The sequence below is a fragment of the Candidatus Symbiopectobacterium sp. NZEC135 genome (genome assembly GCF_025962695.1).
On sequence record NZ_JAGFPF010000003.1, the window covers coordinates 138975 to 161497 of the forward strand.

Annotated in this window: 20 protein-coding genes and 1 pseudogene; 3 read left to right on the forward strand and 18 right to left on the reverse strand. The window is 45.8% G+C overall.

Annotated features, from left to right (window positions below; all coding sequences use genetic code 11):
• Positions 1 to 11: 11 nt before the first annotated feature.
• A complete protein-coding gene (locus tag J5224_RS03290) occupies positions 12 to 935 on the forward strand; it encodes a phospholipase D-like domain-containing protein (protein ID WP_264623997.1) in 924 nt (307 codons plus the stop codon).
• Positions 936 to 1035: 100 nt separating this feature from the next.
• Here the strand turns inward: J5224_RS03290 and J5224_RS03295 are convergent, their stop codons facing one another.
• Both J5224_RS03295 and J5224_RS03300 read right to left on the reverse strand, forming a co-directional pair.
• Positions 1036 to 1455 carry a lysozyme inhibitor LprI family protein gene (locus J5224_RS03295; protein WP_264623998.1) on the reverse strand — a complete coding sequence of 140 codons (420 nt, stop codon included), beginning with the start codon at positions 1453 to 1455 and terminating at the stop codon, positions 1036 to 1038.
• A 20-nt stretch (positions 1456 to 1475) separates the two neighbouring features.
• Complete coding sequence (locus J5224_RS03300; protein WP_264623999.1) at positions 1476 to 2279, reverse strand: hypothetical protein; 804 nt, start codon at positions 2277 to 2279, stop codon at positions 1476 to 1478.
• 159 nt (positions 2280 to 2438) lie between these two features.
• Here J5224_RS03300 and J5224_RS03305 point away from each other — a divergent pair, with 159 nt between their 5' ends.
• The gene (locus J5224_RS03305) at positions 2439 to 3239 is read left to right on the forward strand and encodes a hypothetical protein (RefSeq protein WP_264624000.1); all 801 of its coding nucleotides are present in this window, start codon (positions 2439 to 2441) and stop codon (positions 3237 to 3239) included.
• Between the two features lie 65 nt (positions 3240 to 3304).
• Here J5224_RS03305 and J5224_RS03310 read toward each other — a convergent pair whose 3' ends face one another.
• The 16 genes and pseudogenes from J5224_RS03310 to lolC form a co-directional block, all read right to left on the reverse strand.
• Complete coding sequence (locus tag J5224_RS03310) at positions 3305 to 5023, reverse strand: AIPR family protein (protein ID WP_264624001.1); 1719 nt, start codon at positions 5021 to 5023, stop codon at positions 3305 to 3307.
• A gap of 54 nt (positions 5024 to 5077) precedes the next feature.
• The gene (locus J5224_RS03315) at positions 5078 to 5560 is read right to left on the reverse strand and encodes a hypothetical protein (RefSeq protein WP_264624002.1); all 483 of its coding nucleotides are present in this window, start codon (positions 5558 to 5560) and stop codon (positions 5078 to 5080) included.
• A gap of 539 nt (positions 5561 to 6099) precedes the next feature.
• The gene (locus J5224_RS03320) at positions 6100 to 7482 is read right to left on the reverse strand and encodes a hypothetical protein (protein ID WP_264624003.1); all 1383 of its coding nucleotides are present in this window, start codon (positions 7480 to 7482) and stop codon (positions 6100 to 6102) included.
• A 53-nt stretch (positions 7483 to 7535) separates the two neighbouring features.
• A complete protein-coding gene (locus J5224_RS03325) occupies positions 7536 to 8021 on the reverse strand; it encodes a hypothetical protein (RefSeq protein ID WP_264624004.1) in 486 nt (161 codons plus the stop codon).
• 69 nt (positions 8022 to 8090) lie between these two features.
• The gene (locus J5224_RS03330; RefSeq protein ID WP_264624005.1) at positions 8091 to 8240 is read right to left on the reverse strand and encodes a hypothetical protein; all 150 of its coding nucleotides are present in this window, start codon (positions 8238 to 8240) and stop codon (positions 8091 to 8093) included.
• 615 nt (positions 8241 to 8855) lie between these two features.
• Positions 8856 to 10553 carry a recombinase family protein gene (locus tag J5224_RS03335; RefSeq protein WP_264624006.1) on the reverse strand — a complete coding sequence of 566 codons (1698 nt, stop codon included), beginning with the start codon at positions 10551 to 10553 and terminating at the stop codon, positions 8856 to 8858.
• 42 nt (positions 10554 to 10595) lie between these two features.
• Positions 10596 to 10736: pseudogene (gene lplA / locus J5224_RS03340) on the reverse strand (lipoate--protein ligase LplA); the annotation flags it as partial.
• 57 nt (positions 10737 to 10793) lie between these two features.
• Positions 10794 to 11261, reverse strand: coding sequence for an NlpC/P60 family protein (locus J5224_RS03345; RefSeq protein WP_264624007.1), 468 nt, complete (start codon positions 11259 to 11261; stop codon positions 10794 to 10796).
• Between the two features lie 138 nt (positions 11262 to 11399).
• On the reverse strand, positions 11400 to 12188 hold the full coding sequence (btuD, locus tag J5224_RS03350; RefSeq protein ID WP_413544638.1) for a vitamin B12 ABC transporter ATP-binding protein BtuD: 789 nt from the start codon (positions 12186 to 12188) through the stop codon (positions 11400 to 11402).
• A 3-nt stretch (positions 12189 to 12191) separates the two neighbouring features.
• Entirely contained in the window at positions 12192 to 12743 is a 552-nt protein-coding gene (locus J5224_RS03355; RefSeq protein ID WP_264624008.1) for a glutathione peroxidase, read from the reverse strand.
• 23 nt (positions 12744 to 12766) lie between these two features.
• Positions 12767 to 13783, reverse strand: a complete 1017-nt coding sequence (gene btuC / locus J5224_RS03360; protein ID WP_264624009.1) for a vitamin B12 ABC transporter permease BtuC — start codon at positions 13781 to 13783, stop codon at positions 12767 to 12769.
• Between the two features lie 123 nt (positions 13784 to 13906).
• Positions 13907 to 14737, reverse strand: a complete 831-nt coding sequence (gene cobB, locus J5224_RS03365; RefSeq protein WP_264624010.1) for a Sir2 family NAD+-dependent deacetylase — start codon at positions 14735 to 14737, stop codon at positions 13907 to 13909.
• Positions 14738 to 14807: 70 nt separating this feature from the next.
• Complete coding sequence (gene nagK, locus J5224_RS03370) at positions 14808 to 15722, reverse strand: N-acetylglucosamine kinase (protein WP_264624011.1); 915 nt, start codon at positions 15720 to 15722, stop codon at positions 14808 to 14810.
• A 52-nt stretch (positions 15723 to 15774) separates the two neighbouring features.
• On the reverse strand, positions 15775 to 17022 hold the full coding sequence (gene lolE / locus J5224_RS03375) for a lipoprotein-releasing ABC transporter permease subunit LolE (RefSeq protein WP_264624012.1): 1248 nt from the start codon (positions 17020 to 17022) through the stop codon (positions 15775 to 15777).
• The gene (gene lolD / locus J5224_RS03380) at positions 17019 to 17726 is read right to left on the reverse strand and encodes a lipoprotein-releasing ABC transporter ATP-binding protein LolD (protein WP_264624013.1); all 708 of its coding nucleotides are present in this window, start codon (positions 17724 to 17726) and stop codon (positions 17019 to 17021) included. Before lolD ends, lolE begins: the two co-directional genes overlap by 4 nt.
• Complete coding sequence (gene lolC, locus J5224_RS03385) at positions 17719 to 18921, reverse strand: lipoprotein-releasing ABC transporter permease subunit LolC (protein WP_264624014.1); 1203 nt, start codon at positions 18919 to 18921, stop codon at positions 17719 to 17721. The genes lolD and lolC overlap by 8 nt, the downstream gene beginning before the upstream one ends.
• A gap of 136 nt (positions 18922 to 19057) precedes the next feature.
• On the opposite strand from lolC, the gene mfd reads away from it, so the two are divergent.
• Complete coding sequence (gene mfd / locus J5224_RS03390; RefSeq protein WP_264624015.1) at positions 19058 to 22507, forward strand: transcription-repair coupling factor; 3450 nt, start codon at positions 19058 to 19060, stop codon at positions 22505 to 22507.
• Positions 22508 to 22523: the final 16 nt, after the last annotated feature.

Sequence of the window (22523 nt, forward strand, 5' to 3'; positions counted from 1 at the left end):
AATTTAAATATATGAAATATATAATTGAAACCCAATGTCACTTTAAAGATATTGAACAACATATTAAAAAGCAGCTTCAAAATGCCACAAATAGTATAAAGATCTGTGTCTCGTGGATCAACATAAAAATATTTGAAAGAATACTGTTAGACAGAATAAACCAAGGAGTAAAAGTATATATTCTTGCCAATGATGATTTTTCCAATACACGCTTCTATGAAGAATCCTCTCCTATAATTAAAAATTGTTTTCATCGAGTCACTAACCCCATAAGAAGTAAATTGATGCATAATAAATTTTGTATTATCGATGATGAGATACTAATATCAGGAAGTTATAATTGGTCAAATAATGCAAACTATCATTATGAAAACATCATAATAATCAAGAATGACTTTCAATTAATAAAGGAGTTCAAACATCAATTTTCTGATTTAATGCACATGGCAACAATGCCATTAAGAAACTTCAACTCATTTAGCGTCAGAAAAAACATGCCTGATTTTAAATTAGGAACTATCAGTACCTCAAGAGGAATACTCGAAGTATCAACACTTCAAGTGTGGAGCATTAATCTCAATAAAAATACATTTTCACAGCTTGCCGAAATGGATGTACCTAATTTTATAAGCTCCATTGATTATGATGAACCATACGATTATTATAATGACAAAAAGGAATATTACAATGAGCTATTTGAATTGGAAAGATCTAAGTCCAATCGAATTCAAAAATATTTCCAATCTTCTTTTTTCGAAGTTAATGCTATTGGGAGTGCATATATAGCTAATGCTAATGAACATATTGAGTATGGTGAAGAAATAGAAAAAGAAATATCTCTATCGTGGATTGATATAAGGCTCAGAAACGTACTCCCATCCACGATAAATGCTGATGACGAGTTCTCTTCTTTGTGGGATGAAATATACTATTAAATTAAAAAAGTCAGCATTTAAATAAAATTAATCTATGAAGGCATAGTTTCATATTCATTATGATAAGTACTGGAACCATACAATTCCAGTACTTAACCATTCATCCTTCCAAGTTCGTACTGGTACGTAGCTTGTAAAGCTCAATAGCCTTATCCCTTGTCACACGTAGCTTAGCATCTGAAATGATAATGCCCCATATGGTGCCATCTTGTTGACGGTAGAACGCCTGCATAGCTTCCAAGTAAGAATCACGGTACTTGATCCATGCTACTTGTGATTTCTTCAAACTGTTCTTGAATTCATCAGACTGATCCGCGAGTAATAGCTTGTACTGCTTATTGAGTTCTGCATCCCATGCTTTCAGACCATCATTGAAGCAATCTATCGTTGCTAAGGTGTTCTCAGCCTTGTTGGTACAGGCTGTTAAGTTATCATCCAAATCCTTGCCGTAATCATCAGTAGCTGCGTATGATGCTGTAGTGGATATAAGTAGTAATGCTGTGAGTAACATCTTTTTCATTATGATAACCATCATCCTCATTATTGCATCGAAACGTTAAGTACTTCCCCAGTGTTGGCATTGAAGGTACAAGAGTACTGAATATTCTTGAAAGCACCGAAACCATTTTGTGCTTGTGCTCGGTTGCCATATAACGTAACCAGCTTCTTATCTTTATTATACCAATTGTATGATGAGAATTTAGGTTCAAGTACTCCATCCGTCCATTTAAATTGATACTTAGCCGATTTTTCAACGGCTACTTGGCACACATAATTACCGCTCTCGTGTTTTGATGCATAACATAGGGCATCATCCATGCACTTAGCCTCTTCCGCTCTGGCCTGTTGTTCTTTCTCGGCGGCTATCCTTGCTTCATGTAACTGCTTATCGTTCACAAACTTCGCATACTCTGCGGAATTAGTAATGTTGTTCTGTCTAGCGGCTGCTAGTTCTGAACCATTCTTGAAGCCAAGATTCTGTGCTCTTGCTTCATCACTGCTTGATCTGGCGATACTTCCTATCAGGGCTAAAGAGATAATCAGTACTGGCACGGTGTAATGATTAATGAATCTGTACGGCAAGTATTTCTCTTTAAGGCTACCAATGCCAAGTACTGCCCAGCATAGGGCAACAATTGCCGCTAGAAGTTGAAATATGCCTGATACAGACAGTGCCAATACAGACCAAGTGCCACTACCTGCGGCGGCAACGTCTCCGAACTTCTCCACGCCCGCAAGTATCAGAAAGAGTCCCCAAAGGCTGTACAGTACTACCCATGCTGCTTTCTTCATAGTTTGAATAATCCCTTGTTTGTAGTTATATGATTCTACACCAGCAAACATTTATGATCGATAAAAACGATCGATAGTGAATTTATGATCGATATAATCTATTAAAATCTATCAATCGCCGGTAAATCAATAGGTACTATCGATCTCGGTTGCTGGTTAGCTGTCGTTGAGGTAAATTTAAGTATCTATCTGATTTCTAGTAGGGATTACATGGACATACGCAAGGTCTGCACTACCGTATGGGCATATGCAAAGAGGTATGTGAACTCCACTCACCTAATAGCTTTCTCTTTAGGCGTGATAACGATCTGTTTCCTTGATGCATTGGTATTTGAGAAAAGCATTGCGGATTGGGTTAGTGCCAGTGCTAATATTGTTATGGCTGGGGCGGCTTTGTATGCTGCATGGAATGCTAAAGATTGGCTAACTATAAAAAAGAAAGAATCCTCATTACCTCTTATTGTAAAATTTCATGAGAATCATATTCTACCTCTTGAGGAGAATATAAGAAGAACTTTACTTGGTATTGAAATAGCTTCAAATGAGTTGGTGCTTCATAAAACTGATGAAGACCTTCGAGAATGGAGAAAGGATTTTTCAACACAAAGTGGAATACAACATATAGATAATATTTCCAGATATATAAAAGAATCACATGATCGTTATGTTAACTTTTACATGAAGGATGTTTTCCTGCTTCGTAAAAGTGAAACGCAATTATTTATATATGGATGGAAACTTGACAAGAAAGAACTTTATGAAGAATTGAGGAAAAAGAAAGTTTCTTTTTTTGAATCTGCATTGCATTTATTAAATGAGTTAGACAATTACACTGCAATACTGTATGAAAAAGAAAAAATCTTACAGCATTGGAATAAAATTGGAGATGACTCTATCTTTTTTGACCTTAAAATAATAAATAAAACTCATGCATCTGTAAAAGAACTCCAAGATATTGAAGAAGAAATAAACATCCTTACTAAAGAGTTAAGTTTCAATATTTGGAAATAACATGTAGTTAAAAAATCAGCTGCATATTATTTCCAATAAAATATAAAATAATTTATCCATGTATGTTAATGAATAAAAAGATCAAATAATTCTTTAACTCTTGTCTGATTTTCGAAAAACCTTGGCATATGGCTTGTGGAATAAAACTCATCTATATAATCTTTTATATCCGTGAAATAGCCTTCTAAATCATCATCAAATGATGGAATTCGTTCATGTAAAACAACAGTTGATCGGTTTATTAAGTTATTGTACTTGTGCATAATCAAACTAGCAAACACATACCGACCATGAATAATTATTTTCTGATCTCGTTTTGTTTCTCTATTACTCTCCATAGCATTCAGCGAGACACATACAGAACGATAAATATTTACTACATTTATTAATAGAACACAATGTACGCTTGGATTAAAGACAGCTTTATACGTCGGACTATTAATCGATTCAAAAAATCGACCTCTTGAAGATTTCAATAACGAAATATATCGTGGTGCCACCAGATTACATACTAATGATGATAAGGCGTCTTCAACCGTAATCAAATAGATATCGTCATCACTTTCACTTTCGCTTCTTTTTATCTCATATACATAAGGTTCTTCAAAAGCAAACGATTTTTTTAATTCTATTTGGAAAGGATCTTTTGAAATGAAGTCACGTGCGGTTACTTTGTTTTGGCTATTATTTGCTATAGTGATTTCGAGTGCTATTTTATTTCCTTCTGCATCCCCATAGTTTTCTACTTTTATGAAACGGCATGGTACTTTAATAGTTGATAACTGCTCAACTGTCAATTCGCCTGATAAAAAGGTTTTCCCTATTGTACTAATAGTTTGGGCACCATTGATAATATTCATATTAGTAAAATCAAAACCACCAGACTCTCGTCTTGCCTGATTATTTCTTCTCCTTGGTGTAAATGAGTTAACAAGTATTGTTATTCCATTGTTGTAATAGTAAAACATATCAGGATTATTAAGCAGCGTTTCTTTTATGCCTCTATTAACCTCAGACGAATCACCAAGCCCACCTCGAATATTATCTTCCAGTAGAAGATCTCCATAAACTTCCCACCATGTGGCGATTTGATCGCCAGTGATAATACCGTGCACAGCTTTAAGTGGTTCTTCTGTTAAACCATACTGAAGAACTTCAACATCACTTAAATCAATTGTTCCTAGTGCTCGACGGCTCAGATAGTCCTTCATTCCACTTAAAGATAAAGGGTAGATATCAATAAAATCACCATCTAAGTCGAAATTAAAATCTTTTTTTCTATCTGAAATTATTCTACTGACATCTTCGGATATATCATCTCTGCCACTATACGCATAGACAAATACATACTTATATGATTCATCGTATGCCTTTTCAAGATCAGTACTGAATCTATTAAATCTTTGATTGAATATATCATATTCCTCCATCAGAATGCTTTTACATGCAGTAAGATAATCTGCTATTTCCTGACGGCCTATTGAACCATTTCCTGTTTGATCAAATTTAGCTTGAACAACTGTAACAATCTTTTTGTCATGATTAACATATATGGCGTCAATACAGTTATCATCTCTACCATCACATACTGCATCAGCACATATCTCATTAGCTAAATCAGGATTAAAAATATTTACTGCAAGTGCTGCTATACACCGAGAAACCTTACAATGCTCTTGATCGGCTTGATTCCCTCCAATATCATTCATATTAATCGATTCACCATAACGGCTAAGCAATCTTCTTTTCACACCGGATATTGTAATTTCTCTTGCACCAGCCATTAGTAATTCACCTCTAGTCAAAATGAAAACACTAAAACATAATAAGATAGACATTTAATTATGAAACTTGACCTTAATAAATTTTATCTCATTTTCAAGATCAAGCCAATCACCTTTAGGAATCCGTATGCCTAGATTAACTTTAGTATGTTGCATCTTATACGCATTCAGTATTCCTTGTTCAGCTAACACTCCGTCAAAGCCATTGGATAGACCAATTAGATTTTCAGTTGCTGCTATTATCTTTTCTTCCTTTGGTAAACCAAAGACGAGACGAGTGTATTCATAGCAAGGGATCAAATACGCATTAGCATGAAGCAATGATGAATGCTCTCTCATTATTCTTGTAGCTTTATCCATGCGTTCATCGCCCTTTGGCTTAGGATTTGCTAATACGTCAGCGTAAAACACTAAATCATAACTTATCTTGGAGATTGTTTTTTTCAATTCATTAACAGGATCAATTAATAACTTGAGAACTAATTGACCTAGGACATAGACAAGGACACCAGATAGTACAGTAAGAAATACAGACATAGTGTACCTTCTTGGATAGATATTGTATCGGATGGGTTATTATACAACTGTATGATTTATAGCGTATAAGTCAATAACTATTTGTCACAAACACCATCATGAAAAGCAATAATCTGATCGGGTTGTGCCCTGCGGTCACTTGTGAGTACGTTTAGAGGCTTAAACAGCCGAACGACAAGGGAGTGCATACGACCGCGTAGCTACTTCTAACGCCCTTCATATTGAAGTACTTCTATAAACAAAAAGCAGATACGCAGCGAATGAGCTACTTCCAGTAGCGAATGAGGAAAGTATCTGGTCAGTAGCAAACGAAGCAACGCGAGTTTGTTACTGTTCCATTTGTATATGATAATCATAGACGACAAGCAACAAGTTGCCCGTCGTTACTCATAAAACCTTGTTTCTTGTTCACTTGCTTCGCTGGGGCTTCGCGGCGTTCCAAGAAACAAGGTTTTATTCCTTTTCAATGAGAAGTAATGTACCTTTTTTACCTATAGGATCTTTAGTAATTTGGGTACATCATGATGGTGAAAAATACATCATTTTCTTAAATATGATTTGATAAAATGCTCTTTTTCTCGGTCTGAAAGATCATTATTTGTATCAGTACTCAACCATTCACTAAACTTTTCAATGGTTTCAAACTTCTTCTTAGCTCTTTTTAGTCTTTGTTTCTTTGTATTGCATAAATTTAAAGGTTCAAATTTATTATTATTGCTACTCAATCCGATATCGATATAATTGATATCAGTACTTAAAGATAAGGCTTGTTCTTTATCAAAAACATACACCTCTATAATCTCAGCACTATCATAATCACGCAAATTGCTACGTTGAACAAACTGATATAAATTTTCCCTTTCTCTAGCTTGCACTACCTCTTCGCGTGTTAGTTTAAACATTAATTCTAGTTGTTTAGTTTCAACGGGTGAAGGTTTCATACTTACTAGCCATACACATTTAGTATAATCCTGATAACTATTCATACCACGACTAATTGGATCAATATACTTACCATTCAAAATATTTTTATTATCTGAATTAGTAGTATAGAAGTACTCGCACACGTTATTATTAATCCATTCTGCAACTTTACTTAAAGCATCTGGATTATTATTTCTATATGTGCGACTAAAACGTTCCTCAGAAAAATAGTACACTTTCAATCTATTCTGTACTGGTACTTTACGCTTAAGCATTCCATCCAAATTAATTTCTTCAAACAATTTTGGATCAGATTTATAAATCAATGACTCTTCAAACTTATTAGCCATAAATGTAATGTCCTGCCCGATATATTTGGCAATGTTTATCCATGCAAGAATGGTAAGTTGATTATTTGCAGTTGAATAAATATCTGTATTGCCACTTTTCCCTATCTTATCGAAGAAATTGCTATTCATGACAAAGTGATCATAGTCTTGAATGAAACCAAAACGAGTAGACATTGTTTGTACTAAATCATCCGAAAATTCAGTAATTGCTTTTGCTGTTAAGTACTGCTTAGATAACGAATCAAAATCTTTAAATAGTTGATGTTCAACTTCATACTTTTTTTCAGTATTGATAACATTATAACTATGAAAATTCACAACATCATCAAGATAAATTTTCCATTGACGTAATAGTGATAAATCGGTGATACGAGTAAATGCTTTATCCGTAATAATAAGTACTCTATGCGTTGGCTTCATCAGAAAGGCGTGTAAATCATTCTCTACGCTGTCACTATCTTTAGATGTGATCACCTTACAGATTTCACCAAGTGTGCTCTTAGTCTGTTCTACGAGCTGTAGTGTGCCTTGTACGATGATGTATCGATCATCAGTACGTTGAATCATTTGTGTTAATGAATAAGTCTTTCCTGCTCCACAATCCGCGGAAATGTAATTTATTTTCTTAGATAAATAATTGGTATTCATAATATTCCTTATTATAATTAGCCAGTATTTCCAGTACTGGCTTTTTTTGATTGTTATTGTTTTTTTAGCACTGAACTTAGTTCAGGATATTCCTGTGATAGTTCTATTAACCTTTGTTCACGAGCAATTAAGTACTGATTATTCGCTTCCTCCTGTGTTGGATAAGTACCTAACTTAGTCGTTACTCCATTAATCGTAATTTGCGATTGAAAACCTTTACCGTTAACTACTACACCTTTCATAAGGTTAGTATTATAGTTTCTGAATAGTTGGTTTACTTCATGTGGTACAAATACGCAGGTTTCAGGACTATATAGTTTACTGCCATGAATATCTTTATCTATTTCCCATCCTTCAGTATAGTTATCTTCAAACCACTTATAGAAGTTACTTAACAAGTACCATTCTGAGCAAATCATTACATCAGAATATGCTTTGCTATTTCTCACTCTATTGTGCATATTTGACCAATAAGTATATGCTTTACTGTATAGTCGATATTTATATTTGTTCTCTTTTAAATCATTAACCTTATCCATTTTCTATTCTTCCATGAATTTAGTACTCCATCCTTGAAGTACTGCCAATACTTTTCTATAGTGAAAGTATCAAACCCTTGTAATTATATGCATATTGATTAAGTACTGAATTGCAGAACTAATATTTTTAGCTTTCCCATTCATTACTAATGTTTCTAATGCGGATTTCTGTAGTGGTGTTAATCTAACTCCAACTGATATATTCTTATTTTCTTTCATTTGATGCTCCTTATTGTTTAACAAAATTCCATTTTTACAAACCATAAAAGATCCCCACATATGGGGGATTCTTTAATGGAGGATATTATAATGAGATATACTATATATTATATCATATTAATTTTTACTGTTTCGTGTTTTTACTGTCATTCTTATTTATCATTATCTTACTTATAGGCCACAATATAAGTGCTATTATCATAAACAAAATTTGTAGTACTACATACATTGGAAATAAAACTATCATAAGCATGAAAGCTATAAATTCCATTATTATTTTTTTAATCATGGCTGCCCCCTCTTTTTCATCTACTATATTTAGTACTTTAATATAAAAAGAGGGTGAAATGATTAACTCTATACATTCATTATGATATCCAACCCATAAAAGATCCCCCACGGATGGGGGAGTACTTTAAGCATAAGGTTTATAATGAAATATACATATATTATACCATATAAAATTTTACTGTTTCATTTTTCTGTTGAAATACCTAAAACGCCATAGGAAGCCCATAGTGACATTTAGAGCCTTGTCCATGAGAATGTATTACCACATACAAAAAAACCTCATAGAGTGCGTTCTATGAGGTTAAAATTAAAATTTAAATGGTTTTATTTAGTTTTTTTTCGTATTAAGTCTAAAATATGTTCAAGATAAGTCTTCCAAAAACTCAAAGAGTCCTCAGCGTCCTCTAACTCTTCTAAATCAGTAACATCATGCATTTTTATCTGACCATTTAACATATTCAGATCGAAAAAGTTATTTTTTAAGATAACTTGTTCATCATTCTCAATGCTTATTGAACCATATGAAATAATCTTTTGAGTTTTAATGTTTGCAATTAACAAATGAAGAAATACACTATTTTTGTATTGTAAGTTGAAACCTATTCGATTTTCATCACGAATGAAAGATATAGTATCCAGTACTTGCAAAAGCATCTTCCTTAATGCTAATCGTGCTTCTACATTTTTAGGATCTAACGCTTTATCAATATCAAGTTGATCAAAATTAGAAATATTGTCATCTGTTGAAAGTACTAATATCTCATCTTTAACAATATCAATACGTTCTTGTACATCTGATAATCCTGTTGCAAAAGCAATAGATATTCTTTGCTTATTTCTTTTCCTTTCTTCAATAGTAGATAACCATTCATTTTCTTCTATCTCTAACTTAACTAATTCTGACTTTAATACTGACAATTTGTCATTTATAGTTGTACCATTTATAATACTAGCAAAATCTATCTGTTTAACATGATTGAAAATGATTTTTTCTGCGATCTCATACTTAAAACCACCTGCATCACATGTTTCAAAATTAATCCTATTTCTACATCTAACATAACGATCACCCTTACTATTAACAGATGTCGTTACTCTGCCTCCACATTTTCCACAACGGATTAGACCAGTGAGTATATTTCTTACAGTGCGTTCCTTATCGTTATACCTTGGTCTGCCTTTTACTCCACTGCTTGCAATCTTCAATATGCTATTAGCATGATAAAAAGTTTCATCATCAATAATTTTAGGAAATATATCAGATACTTCTTCGTCATTGACATTACGACAAAAGAAACCTAGTAACCGACGATCTTTAATTAGTTTAGTAATAGCATTAGGACGCCATAAACTACCATTAATTAATCTCTTATCCGCATTAAGTCTTTTAGCTATTACAGGACTTGTAAGTCCATTAATGTAATCTGTGAATATTTGACGAATGATCGATACTTCGTAATCTTTGATTAAGTATCCAGTACCATCACTATCTAACCAGCGAGGTAAACGGCGGGTCATAATCCCCCCGTTTTTAACCATATTGTTAAATCTGGCTTGCCACCCACTGGTAGAACGTTCAGATTTTATTTTGGACTCATTGTTGCCACGTTGGACGATAAGTTCCATGATGATTTTCGTGAATGGATCATCACGTTTCAGTACTACCGGAGTTGATACATCATGAATTTCAACGCCGGATTTTACGATGTACTGAATGGTATCTTCATCCCAAGCCGAACGACGCGAAAGCCGATCAAGGCTGTAAATAATTAGGCAATCACCCGCACCAATTTGACCTTGTTCTACCCCATTAATGAAGCCAGCAAGTTGACCGTTCTCGACGTTTTTTGAACCATATGCAGATACACCTTCATCTTTCCAAACGATAGGATCACCATTGAACATATGGGAATGATTTTTTATATACGCTCGGATTCTAGTCTCTTGCTCATCAAGACCAGAACCTTGAACCTGATTTGCTTTTGATACACGTATGTAGATGTGAGGTTTTAAACCAGCCATGAAACAACACCTTAATACTATTTTTTAGGTGTGTGATATGTTACCTGATACCACGGTTTCCGCATTGCGCCAGAGGAATAACACATGCTGCGTGGGGGACATTTGGCGAAAGATGCACTCTTCGACGGCCAGATTAAACCAGGGGTCGTAAGAGTCAGACAGCAACAAACGGAGTGAAGACATTGAGGCTCCATGCGCAGACGGCCTGCCGACATCAGCAGCCGTTACTTGAGAGTAGAATCAGATTCGGCGCGCCTGCCAGTAGGCCCGCTTCCAGTAGACGTTATCCAATGACGATCGCATTACGCCCTGACTGGTCGACGCGTGTATAAACTGATCGTCTTTATCATAAATCCCCACATGCAATCCGCTGCTGCCGCTGCCGGTTTTGAAAAACACCAAATCGCCCGGCAACAGATCGTCACGGTCAATGCGCGAACCCAATTCCGTTTGCGCCTCGGTGGTGCGCGGCAGTTGCATGCCGAAACGATCGCGAAAGGTTAAATAGACAAAGCCTGAGCAATCGATACCACGGTGATCCAGCCCGCCATAGCGATAGGGCGTACCGCGCCACTGCGTGAGCTGTTCGTTAAGTTGGCTTATCACCATGATGGAGTCGCCCAGACGCGGATTGGGCGGCGGAGCACGATGGCTGCTACACCCAACCAAAAACAAACTTGCGATCAGCAACCCCTGAATCAAGCGCATCTGCGGTATCCTGCGAGTATCGGTACGTTTTCTCGTTCACCGCATCCTGCGGGGAATGTCACGCTATCAGAATGATATTACAGCTTAATTTAGCGTTGTTCTCACTGTTTTGGCAAGCCTGATGCGGTAAATGCACGGTTACTCGGACACTGGCACCAGCCAGTCGCTCTCGCCAACGCGATGGCGTTGGAAGTCGATGCCGAAAACCGGTGCCAGTCGTTCGGGCTGCATGACGACTGCTGCATCGCCAGCATCAATTAATTTGCCTTTTGAAATCAACCAGATGTCATCAGCCTGCTGTAAACTGTGATTTAAGTCGTGAGCGCTGGCTAACACAATCAACCCTGCCTGGCACAACACTTTTAGCATGGCATCAAGCGCCACCCGTTGTGCCACGTCCAGACCGGTGGCGGGCTCATCCAGTACCAACAGGCGCGCATAAGGGTTCAGCGAAGGCCATACCTGCAAAAATACGGCGGCAAGACGTACACGCTGCCACTCGCCGCCGGACAGTTCCGTCAACGGGCGCGTCAATTTATCCGTTAACATCAGACGCGTGGCGAGTTGGGCGACCACTTCATCGACCGCCATGACACTCACCTGTTTCGGCTGGTGCAGCGCCAGATACTGGAACACGGGCATCAACGCACTCGGGTTTTGCTGCTGCGACAGATAAGCGCGACGCAGCGCCAGATCTCGCGCAGATAAATCGGCAATCGGCATGCCGTCCAGTTCCACGCGCCCTCCGCCCTCCAATAGCCCGGAAACCCGCGCCAGCAGCGTGCTTTTCCCTGAACCATTGGGCCCGACCACGTGAATTAACCGCCCCGCATAGGCGCTGACGCTGACGGGCTGTAAACGCCGCCCGCAGGCAACATGGGTCAGACGCAGCGCGCTGGGAACGTGATGCTTTAACTCTTGTGTCAACAATTACTCGGCCACCGCAGCATCAATGGCGTTAACAATCATTTTGTCATCCGGCGCGATATCAGGAGAAAAACGCTGGATCACCTGACCATTGCGCCCGATCAGGAATTTTTCAAAGTTCCACAGAATATCTTCAGGATGCTTGGGCGCGCGCCCTTTATTGAGTAAACGCTCATAAAAACCGCTAAGCAGATTGCCCTTGGCTTTGGGTTGTGCGGCAATCAGGTGGCGGTACAGGGGATGACGCTGCTCACCGTTCACCTCAATCTTGCTGAACATCGGGAACTGCACGCCAAAGGTGGCACGGCAAAACTCCTGAATTTCAGCGTCGCTGCCCGGCTCTTGCCCGGCGAACTCATTGGAGGGAAAACCCAGCACCACAAAACCGCGCTCACGATAGCTTTCATACAGTTTTTCCAACGCATCGTACTGCTTGGTTAAACCGCATTTGGAGGCCACGTTAACAATCAGTGCGACCTGTCCCTGGTAAGCGCCCAACGTGGTCGCCTCACCGTTAATGGTGGTCAACGGGATTGCATAGATGTCGTTACTCATAGTCACCTTCCTGTTGTACGTCATTAGGTTACATTTACCGGATTACGCTGGCGCAGCAGCAGCCAGATAAACAACGGTGCGCCGAGCGTCGCGGTGATCACACCGATGGGCAATTCGGCCGAGGGGATCATTACGCGGGCCATAGTGTCAGAGAGTGAGAGCGTCATGGCACCCGCCAGCCCGCATCCCGTCAGCAAATAACGTTGATCGGTCAATCCTATCAGCCGCAGCGCGTGGGGTACAATCAGACCGACAAACCCGATAACCCCCGCCAGCGCAACGCTAATTCCTACCAGAATGCCGACCACCAGCACCAAAAGGTTACGCCACCGGTAAACGGAGATCCCCAGTTGCCGCGCCTGAATCTCACCCAGCGACAGACGGTTGAGCGTCTGCCCCTGACGGCTTAACCACACCAGACAAGGCAGCAAGGCGACCATCAGCCACCCGTAGCGCCAGTCAACGCCGCTAAACCCGCCCAGCATCCAATACATCAATTGGCGTAGATCCAGACTGGTGCTGAAATAGACGGCCCAGGTCATCACCGCACTGCATACAATCCCCAGCGCCACGCCAATCAGCAGCAAACGTGCATTGGAAATGTGACGTCGCGCAAAATGTAATAGTAAGAATGTGGTGACGAGCGCCCCCACAATAGCGCCAACGCTCAGCACCCAAACGGGCTGCATGCCCTGCCCCAGCAGGACGCCGAGCACCAGCGCCACGCCTGCGCCATTGGCAACGCCCAGCAAGCCCGGTTCCGCCAGTGGGTTATCAAAAATGGCCTGCATCACGGCCCCCGACATCGCCAGGCTCGCCCCCACCAGCATCACCGCCAACGTTCTCGGCAGGCGCAACTGCCAGATGAAAACACGCTGGGCGTCATCCCACCACGCCCAGGGCATCACCCAACGATCGCCAGCACATAACCCGATGATCACGGCCACCACCGCCAGTAGCGCCAACACAACAACGCGTTGACGGTCATGATAGCGCTGGCGCAAACGTAACAGCGAGTATCCCTTGTTCAATGACTGCATAACGCTATCCTGTACACTGCGGTCATACCCGCAAACTCAACTCAGCTTAACTCGACCGTCATTTCGTGTAGCGTCACTGCACGCCGTTCATCTCGCTAAGGCATTTCAGGTACCGAGTAGCGATTAAAACGCCACTTTACGTCGCCCTGTCAACCAGGCACCGACAAACTCCGGCACCACTGCCGTCGCCGCGCCGTAGATTTTTTCATCAAACTGGCTCTCTACCTGACTCGGTTCGAGGTTAAGTTCTATGGTGTAAGCGCCATGGCTGTGCGCTTCATGAACGAACCCCGCCGCCGGATAAACATGTCCAGACGTTCCGATAGCGATGAAATAATCGGCTTGCGCCAGCGCCTGATAGATGCGCTCCATGCCAAGGGGCATCTCCCCGAACCACACCACGTGCGGGCGCAGCGGCGCGGGAAACTGGCAACAGTGGCAGCGTTCATCGGCAGCGATATCACCGGTCCACTCGATAACCTGCCCGCTCTGACAACAGCGTACCTTAAGCAATTCACCGTGCATATGAACAACCCGCTGGCTGCCGGCACGCTCGTGCAGATTATCAATATTTTGCGTCACCAGCAGGAAGTTATCCCCGAGCGCCGCCTCGAGATTGGCTAACGCCAGATGCGCTGCGTTGGGCACCACCTCTGGCTGCTGCAACTGCTTACGGCGCGCATTGTAAAACGCCTGCACCCGTTGTGGATCGCGTTGAAACCCTTCCGGCGTAGCGACATCTTCCACCCGGTGCTCTTCCCACAGGCCATCCGCCGCACGAAAGGTGCGAATGCCGGATTCCGCTGAAATCCCCGCGCCGGTCAGAACCACCACGCGCGGGCTTTTTGATTCATTCACCGCCAGATAATCCTTATGGAAAATACGTGAACGCAGACGCTGCTGACGCAGTCGCTTTCCTTGATGAAACCGGATCATCCTTTGACGCGTATGCATGTCTGCTCCTGTTAAAGCTGGGTTATAACGCGGCCTGCTTGATGGCCAATGCGCGTTTATCGCTAAAAAATTACTGCGAAGCAAAGTGCAGCAGGGCCGCACCACGAACGCCACCAGCATCGCCGTAACGCGCCTTCTCAATGCGCGGTAAGCGCGCAACCGGCAGCAAATACTCCGGCAACCGCGTCGGAAGAAACTGATAGATCTCATCAAAGTTAGACAACCCGCCGCCCAGCACCAGCAAGTGGGGGTCAAACATCGTCAACAGATTCCCCACACAGGCCGCCAGCACGCTCATATAACGATCGACGTGCGCCAGCGCGTTTGCTTCCCCCGCCCGATAGTGGCGAATAATGGTGACAGCATTAAGACTTTCGCCATAGGTATGCGCATAAAGCCATTCAAAACCTCGGCCAGAAATATAGTTTTCGATACAACCCGATTGACCACAGCCGCACTTCACCCGAGGGATATCTTCCCCCATGATATCCAGCGCATCTACCGGCAGCCGGAAATGGCCGAATTCACCGGTAATGCCGTTGCGACCATCAATCACTTCGCCGTTAATCACCAGACCGCCGCCGACGCCAGTGCCGAGGATCAGCCCCAACACCACAGGATACTGACGGAATTCACCCTCCCAGGCTTCCGAAAGGGCAAAGCAGTTAGCATCGTTGGTCATGCGCACATCGCGCTGTAACAGGCGTTGTAAATCCGCCTGTAGCGGTTTTCCCATGGTTGCAGGCAGGTTAGCGGTAAACAGCGCGCCATCATCTCCGCCGCGCATACCCGGAATGCCGACGCCGACAGTTCCCTGTTTGCCTGTCAACGCATCGGCTTCCTGCGTGAGTGCGACAAAGGCCGCCAGCAACGCATCATAGTCATTACGCGGCGTAGGCACCCGTTTTTGCCATACGGACTTCATATCCGCATCAAAGACGCCGACTTCAATCTTACTGCCGCCCAGATCAAAACCATAATACATGGCTCACTCCTCTGTGGCTGAATAGGTTGTGCGATTGCAAGGTGCCGCAGCGCTATTGCCCGCTTAACACACGAGCGGGCTCAATACGGCTGGCGCGCCGCGCCGGATACCAACTGGCCAGCAAGCTCAACGCCACGGCGGTGAGTAGCACCAGAACCACATCCGTCATGTGCAATTCTGACGGCAGAAAATCGATAAAATAGATATCACCCGAGAGAAAATGGTGCCCGGTCAGCGATTCAATCCCACGCATGATCGCACTCAGTTGCAGCGTTGCTACCACCCCGATCACCGCGCCAATCACGCATCCCAACAGACCAGCCAGCAAGCCATACCAGATGAAAATGGCGCGGATAAGGCTGTCGCTCGCCCCCAAGGTGCGCAACACGGCAATATCGCTACTTTTGTCTTTCACCGCCATCACCAGCGTGGAAACAATGTTAAAGCAGGCAACGCCAATCACCAGTACCATCGCTAAATACATGATAGTCCGAATCATCTGGATGTCGCGGTACATGTAACCGTAGGTGCCAATCCAGTCACGAATATAGATATAGGTGTCAGTGACTTTCCCTGCGTCACGCACTAATTTGCTGGCAGCAAACACGTCATTGACCTTGATGGCAATACCGCTGACATCATCCCCCATATCAAGATACTGCTGTGCGTCAGCCAGCGGAATCAACGCCAGACTGTGATCGAGCTGCCCGCTGAGTTGCAGAATACCGCTCACGTGCAGGCGAATGCGCTTCGGCTGTAACAGCTTCATTTGCGGATCGCTGTTGGGGATCATTACCGTCACCCAATCCCCGGTTTTCACTTCAAGCGCCTGTGCAACGCCCCTACCGAGAATAACCTGCTGCTCACCCGCTTTGAAATTGGCCCAGGCGTTTCCTGCCACGAACGTTGGCAAGGTGCTGAGACGTTGTTCCTGTTGCGGATCGACGCCCTTCATCTGTATCGCGCGCAGCCTGGCACCGCTCTCCAACAGCCCGGTGAAATGCACATAGGGCGCAGCGGCAACGATGCCAGGCACCTGCTCAATTTTTGGCAACATATTCTGCCAGCCGGTGAACGGCGGATTGACCGGTTCCATTTCACCATGGGGCACCACGGCCAGAATACGATTTTTCAATTCACGCTCGAAGCCGTTCATGGCACTGAGGCCAACGATCAACACCGCCACCCCGAGCGCAATACCGATGGTGGAGATCACCGAGATCAGGGAAACCATGCCACCGCGCCGACGACCCCGGCTAAAACGCAGCCCAATCAGCAAGGAAAGCGGGGGAAAACTCATTGCGCGGCTCCCATCAGCGTTAACTCTTGCTGGAGTTGCCCGTCACGCATTTCCAACTGGCGACGCAAACGCGCAGCCAGCGACAAGTCGTGAGTCACCACCAGAAACGCCGTGCCCTGACGCACGTTTAATTCGCCCAGCAGTTCAAAAATGGTATCCGCTGTGCGCTGATCGAGGTTACCCGTAGGCTCATCCGCCAACACCAGAGACGGGTTATTCACCAACGCGCGAGCGATGGCCACGCGCTGACGCTCCCCACCGGACAACTCGCTGGAGCGGTGCTCGCGCCGTGCATCCAGCCCTACGGCGGTCAGCATGGCGCGCGCCTGATCCTGCGCCTGCGCGGGCGAGGTGTTGCCAATCAGCAAGGGCATCGCCACGTTTTCCAACGCAGTGAAATCCGGCAGTAAATGGTGAAACTGGTAGATAAAACCCAGTTCACGGTTACGTAGCGCCGATTTAGCGGCAGCAGAGAGCCCGCTGAGCGCCTCGCCTTTAAAGATAACATCGCCCGTGGTGGGCGCATCCAGCCCGCCCAACAAGTGCAACAGGGTACTTTTCCCCGACCCGGAGCTACCAACAATCGCCATCATTTCACCGGCCTGCATGCTGAATGTCACATGACGCAGCACGTCGGTGGAGAGTTTTCCTTCCTGGTAGGTTTTGCACAGGTCATTACATTGCAACAACAGGGAATCATTCATAGCGTAAAGCCTCTGCGGGATGAACGGCGGCGGCGCGCCAGGAAGGATAAAGGGTAGAGAGCAGCGCGACGACCATCGCCACCAACGCGATAGTCACCACCTGCACCGCATCAATATGAACGGGCAGCGCGGCACCATCGAGCAACAGCCCCAATGCTGGGATCAGCGTATTCAGTTGGCTGGCCAGCAGCGTACCCAGCACAGCGCCTAACAATGCGCCAATCACACCGGCACTGCCCCCCTGCACCATAAACACCGCCATGATCTGGCGTTGAGTCAGCCCCTGCGTTTGCAAAATGGCGACCTCGCCCTGCTTTTCCATCACCAACAGCCCCAACGATGTAATGATATTGAACGCCGCGACAGCGACGATCAGGCTCAATAACAGCCCCATCATGTTTTTTTCCATACGAACGGCCTGAAACAGTTCGCCCTTGCGTTCACGCCAATCTTTCATCACCAATCCTTGTGGCACTGGCTGCGCACTGAACGCCACAATATCCAACGGGTTTTCCAGCCATAAGCGCCAGCCGGTGATGTGCCCTGCCGGGTAACGCATCAGACGCGATGCATCCTGCTGATTCACCAGCATCTGGTAACCATCCACTTCGCTGCCTGCGGCAAAAGTACCCGCCACGGTAAACAAGCGCTGGCTGGGAATGCGTCCCATCGGCGTGAGCTGGCTGGCACCGGTCACCATAATACGCAGTTGTTCACCGCGTTTAACCCCAAGCTGGGAGGCCAACTGCTCGCCAAGGATCACCTGGTATTCACCCGGTTGAAGTTGAGTAAGCGAAGTATTTTTCAAAAAACGGGACAAGGGCTCGGGTTCATCGGGGTTAATGCCAAGCATCACCCCGACGGCCACGCTGCGCGCACTTTGCAGCACCACTTCGCCCGTGGTGATTGGCGCAATGCGCGTCACGCCCTGTAAGGTGCTCAGCGACGAGGCGGGCAACGCCTGCGGATCGAGTGAACCGTTCGCCGTGGTGACCACTGCCTGCGGCATCAGCCCCAGAATGCTCTCTTCAAGCTCCTGCTCAAAGCCGTTCATCACCGACAATACGGTCACCAGCGCCATGACGCCTAACGTGATGCCAATGGCCGATAACCAAGAGACAAATCGCCCAAAGCGATCCGATGCTCGCCCACGCATATAACGCAGGCCAATAAATAAAGCGACAGGTTGATACATGAAATCCGTCTGGATAAGGTTGCTAAAGCAAAGTGATCAAGGATAATAAAGGGTCATATCACTTTATGGAACCCTACCCCGCTTTCTACACTGCTTTTTCTTATGCTGGAACGGGGCAACACCAGATATTCGGATTATGCCTGAAAAAAATCGCTATGCTCTGCCCGTAAAAGCGGGTGAACAACGTCTGTTAGGCCAACTCACAGGCGCTGCCTGCGCCGTCGAGTGTGCCGACATCATTGAACGCCACGCCGGGCCGGTTGTGCTTATCGCACCCGATATGCAAAACGCGCTGCGGCTACGCGATGAACTCCAGCAGTTTACGGCGCATCCGGTCACCACGTTGTCTGACTGGGAGACGCTGCCTTACGACAGTTTCTCGCCGCATCAGGAGATAATCTCGGCGCGTCTGTCCACGCTGTATCACCTCCCGGAAATGACGCGCGGTGTGCTGGTGTTGCCGGTCAATACGCTGATGCAGTTGGTGTGCCCACACACCTTCCTGCACGGGCATGCGTTAATGGTGAAAAAGGGACAACGCCTGTCGCGCGATAAACTGCGCGCGCAATTGGAGCAAGCAGGTTACCGCAGTGTCGATCAGGTGATGGAGCACGGTGAGTTTGCCACGCGCGGTGCGCTGTTGGACCTCTTCCCCATGGGCAGTGAAGAACCCTACCGCATCGATTTTTTCGATGATGACGTAGATAGCCTGCGCGTATTTGATGTCGACAGCCAGCGCACGTTGCACGAAGTGGCACACATCAGCCTGCTGCCCGCGCATGAATTCCCTACTGACAAAAACGCCATCGAACGCTTTCGCAGCCAGTGGCGCGAAACCTTTGAAGTACGTCGTGATGCCGAGCATATTTATCAACAGGTCAGCAAAGGCACCTGGCCTGCGGGCATTGAATATTGGCAACCGCTGTTTTTTGAACAGCCGCTCAGCACGCTGTTCAGCTATCTCCCCAGCAATACGCTGCTGGTCAACACCGGCGATCTGGAAGCCAGCGCCACCCGCTTTTGGGCCGATATTCAACAACGTTTTGAAAGCCGCCGCGTAGACCCGATGCGCCCGCTATTAACGCCGGACACCTTGTGGCTGCGCGTCGATGCGTTGTTCAGCGAACTGAAAGCCTGGCCGCGCGTTCAACTCAGCAAAGAAACGCTGGCGGATAAAGCGGCACACCGTAACCTCGGTTACCAAACGCTGCCGGACATTGCCATCCAGCATCAACACAAAGCGCCGTTGGATGCACTGCGGCGTTTTTTGGAAGGCTTTACCGGACAGGTTATCTTTTCCGTTGAAAGCGAGGGGCGTCGCGAAACCCTGCAGGAATTACTGGCGCGCATCAAACTGTCACCAACGCCCATTACCCGGTTGGATCAGGCGGACAAACCCGGCGCTTATCTGATTATCGGTGCCAGCGAGCACGGCTTTATCGACACACTGCGCCAACGCGCCTTGATTTGTGAAAGCGACTTGCTCGGTGAACGCGTTGCGCGTCGACGTCAGGACAGCCGTCGCACCATTAATACCGATACGCTGATCCGCAACCTGGCCGAACTGCATCCGGGCCAGCCCGTGGTGCATCTGGAGCACGGTGTCGGACGCTATGTCGGCCTCACGACGCTGGAAGCCGGTGGCATCACCGCCGAGTACATGATCCTGAGCTACGCGGGCGAAGATAAACTTTATGTCCCGGTTTCCTCATTGCACCTCATCAGCCGTTATTCCGGTGGCGCGGACGACAGTGCGCCATTACACAAACTGGGGGGGGATGCCTGGTCGCGTGCGCGGCAAAAAGCGGCGGAGAAAGTGCGTGATGTGGCAGCCGAACTGCTGGATATCTACGCACAGCGCGCAGCGAAAAGCGGGTTTGCCTTTAAGCACGATCGCGAGCAATACCAACTGTTCTGTGAGGGGTTCCCGTTCGAAACCACACCGGATCAGGCACAAGCCATCAATGCCGTGCTGAGCGACATGTGTCAGCCGCTGGCAATGGATCGGCTGGTGTGCGGTGACGTCGGCTTTGGTAAAACCGAAGTCGCGATGCGCGCCGCGTTCCTGGCGGTGGAAAACCACAAACAGGTGGCCGTGCTGGTACCAACTACCCTGCTGGCACAACAGCATTTCGACAATTTCCGCGACCGCTTTGCCAACTGGCCTATCCGTATCGAAATGCTCTCCCGTTTCCGCAGTGCCAAAGAACAGACGCAGGTGCTGGAACAAACGCAGGAAGGCAAGGTCGACATTCTGATTGGCACCCACAAACTGCTGCAAAGTGATGTGCACTGGCGCGACCTTGGGCTGCTGATTGTGGATGAAGAGCACCGCTTTGGCGTGCGCCACAAAGAGCGTATTAAAGCGATGCGTGCCAACGTGGATATCCTGACGTTGACCGCCACGCCGATCCCGCGCACGCTGAACATGGCGATGAGCGGGATGCGCGATCTCTCGATTATTGCCACGCCGCCCGCGCGCCGTCTGGCGGTAAAAACCTTTGTCCGCGAATACGATGGTCTGTTGGTGCGCGAAGCGATGCTGCGTGAAATTCTGCGCGGCGGGCAGGTTTATTACCTCTACAACGACGTAGAAAACATTGAAAAAGCCGCACAACGCTTGGCGGAATTGGTCCCTGAAGCGCGCATCGCGATTGGTCACGGCCAAATGCGCGAACGGGATCTGGAACGGGTGATGAGCGATTTCCACCATCAGCGCTTTAACGTACTGGTGTGTACCACCATTATCGAAACCGGTATCGATATCCCCAGCGCCAACACCATCATCATTGAGCGCGCCGACCATTTCGGTTTGGCCCAGTTGCACCAGTTGCGCGGCCGCGTAGGACGTTCGCACCATCAAGCCTACGCCTACCTGCTAACGCCAAACCCGAAGGCCATGAGCACCGACGCGCACAAACGGCTGGAAGCTATCGCCTCACTGGAAGATCTGGGCGCGGGCTTTGCGCTGGCAACCCATGATTTGGAGATTCGCGGCGCCGGTGAACTGCTTGGCGAAGATCAAAGCGGGCAAATGACGACCGTCGGTTTTTCGCTCTATATGGAGTTGCTGGAAAGCGCGGTCGATGCGCTCAAAGCAGGGCGCGAACCCTCTTTGGAAGATCTGATCAGCAGCCAGACCGAGGTGGAATTACGCCTGCCGTCCCTGCTGCCGGAGGACTTTATCCCTGACGTCAACACGCGGTTGTCGTTCTATAAGCGTATCGCCAGCGCCAAGGACGATAACGCATTGGAAGAGTTGAAAGTGGAGCTTATCGATCGCTTCGGTACTCTGCCGGATGCCACGCGCCATCTGTTGCAGATTGCCGCACTGCGCCAGCACGCGCAATCGCTGGGCATCAAACGTATCGAGGGCAATGAAAAAGGCGGATTTATCGAGTTTAGCGCCCACAACCGGGTCGATCCTGCGCACCTGATTGGCCTGTTACAGCGCGATCCTCGCGTCTATCGTTTGGATGGCCCTACCCGCTTGAAATTTATTAAAGACCTCAGCGAAAGGCCACAGCGTATCGATTTCATCGCTGGACTGCTGACTGACATGGCGCAACATACCTTGGCGGCATAAACCTGCACCGTGGTGG

Coding starts and splice junctions, on each gene's coding strand:
- J5224_RS03290 (WP_264623997.1), top strand. CDS start 12: ATGAAATATATAATTGAAACCCAATGTCACTTTAAAGATATTGAACAA.
- J5224_RS03295 (WP_264623998.1), bottom strand. CDS start 1,455: ATGAAAAAGATGTTACTCACAGCATTACTACTTATATCCACTACAGCA.
- J5224_RS03300 (WP_264623999.1), bottom strand. CDS start 2,279: ATGTTTGCTGGTGTAGAATCATATAACTACAAACAAGGGATTATTCAA.
- J5224_RS03305 (WP_264624000.1), top strand. CDS start 2,439: ATGGACATACGCAAGGTCTGCACTACCGTATGGGCATATGCAAAGAGG.
- J5224_RS03310 (WP_264624001.1), bottom strand. CDS start 5,023: ATGGCTGGTGCAAGAGAAATTACAATATCCGGTGTGAAAAGAAGATTG.
- J5224_RS03315 (WP_264624002.1), bottom strand. CDS start 5,560: ATGTCTGTATTTCTTACTGTACTATCTGGTGTCCTTGTCTATGTCCTA.
- J5224_RS03320 (WP_264624003.1), bottom strand. CDS start 7,482: ATGAATACCAATTATTTATCTAAGAAAATAAATTACATTTCCGCGGAT.
- J5224_RS03325 (WP_264624004.1), bottom strand. CDS start 8,021: ATGGATAAGGTTAATGATTTAAAAGAGAACAAATATAAATATCGACTA.
- J5224_RS03330 (WP_264624005.1), bottom strand. CDS start 8,240: ATGAAAGAAAATAAGAATATATCAGTTGGAGTTAGATTAACACCACTA.
- J5224_RS03335 (WP_264624006.1), bottom strand. CDS start 10,553: ATGGCTGGTTTAAAACCTCACATCTACATACGTGTATCAAAAGCAAAT.
- J5224_RS03345 (WP_264624007.1), bottom strand. CDS start 11,261: ATGCGCTTGATTCAGGGGTTGCTGATCGCAAGTTTGTTTTTGGTTGGG.
- J5224_RS03355 (WP_264624008.1), bottom strand. CDS start 12,743: ATGAGTAACGACATCTATGCAATCCCGTTGACCACCATTAACGGTGAG.
- btuC (WP_264624009.1), bottom strand. CDS start 13,783: ATGCAGTCATTGAACAAGGGATACTCGCTGTTACGTTTGCGCCAGCGC.
- cobB (WP_264624010.1), bottom strand. CDS start 14,737: ATGCATACGCGTCAAAGGATGATCCGGTTTCATCAAGGAAAGCGACTG.
- nagK (WP_264624011.1), bottom strand. CDS start 15,722: ATGTATTATGGTTTTGATCTGGGCGGCAGTAAGATTGAAGTCGGCGTC.
- lolE (WP_264624012.1), bottom strand. CDS start 17,022: ATGAGTTTTCCCCCGCTTTCCTTGCTGATTGGGCTGCGTTTTAGCCGG.
- lolD (WP_264624013.1), bottom strand. CDS start 17,726: ATGAATGATTCCCTGTTGTTGCAATGTAATGACCTGTGCAAAACCTAC.
- lolC (WP_264624014.1), bottom strand. CDS start 18,921: ATGTATCAACCTGTCGCTTTATTTATTGGCCTGCGTTATATGCGTGGG.
- mfd (WP_264624015.1), top strand. CDS start 19,058: ATGCCTGAAAAAAATCGCTATGCTCTGCCCGTAAAAGCGGGTGAACAA.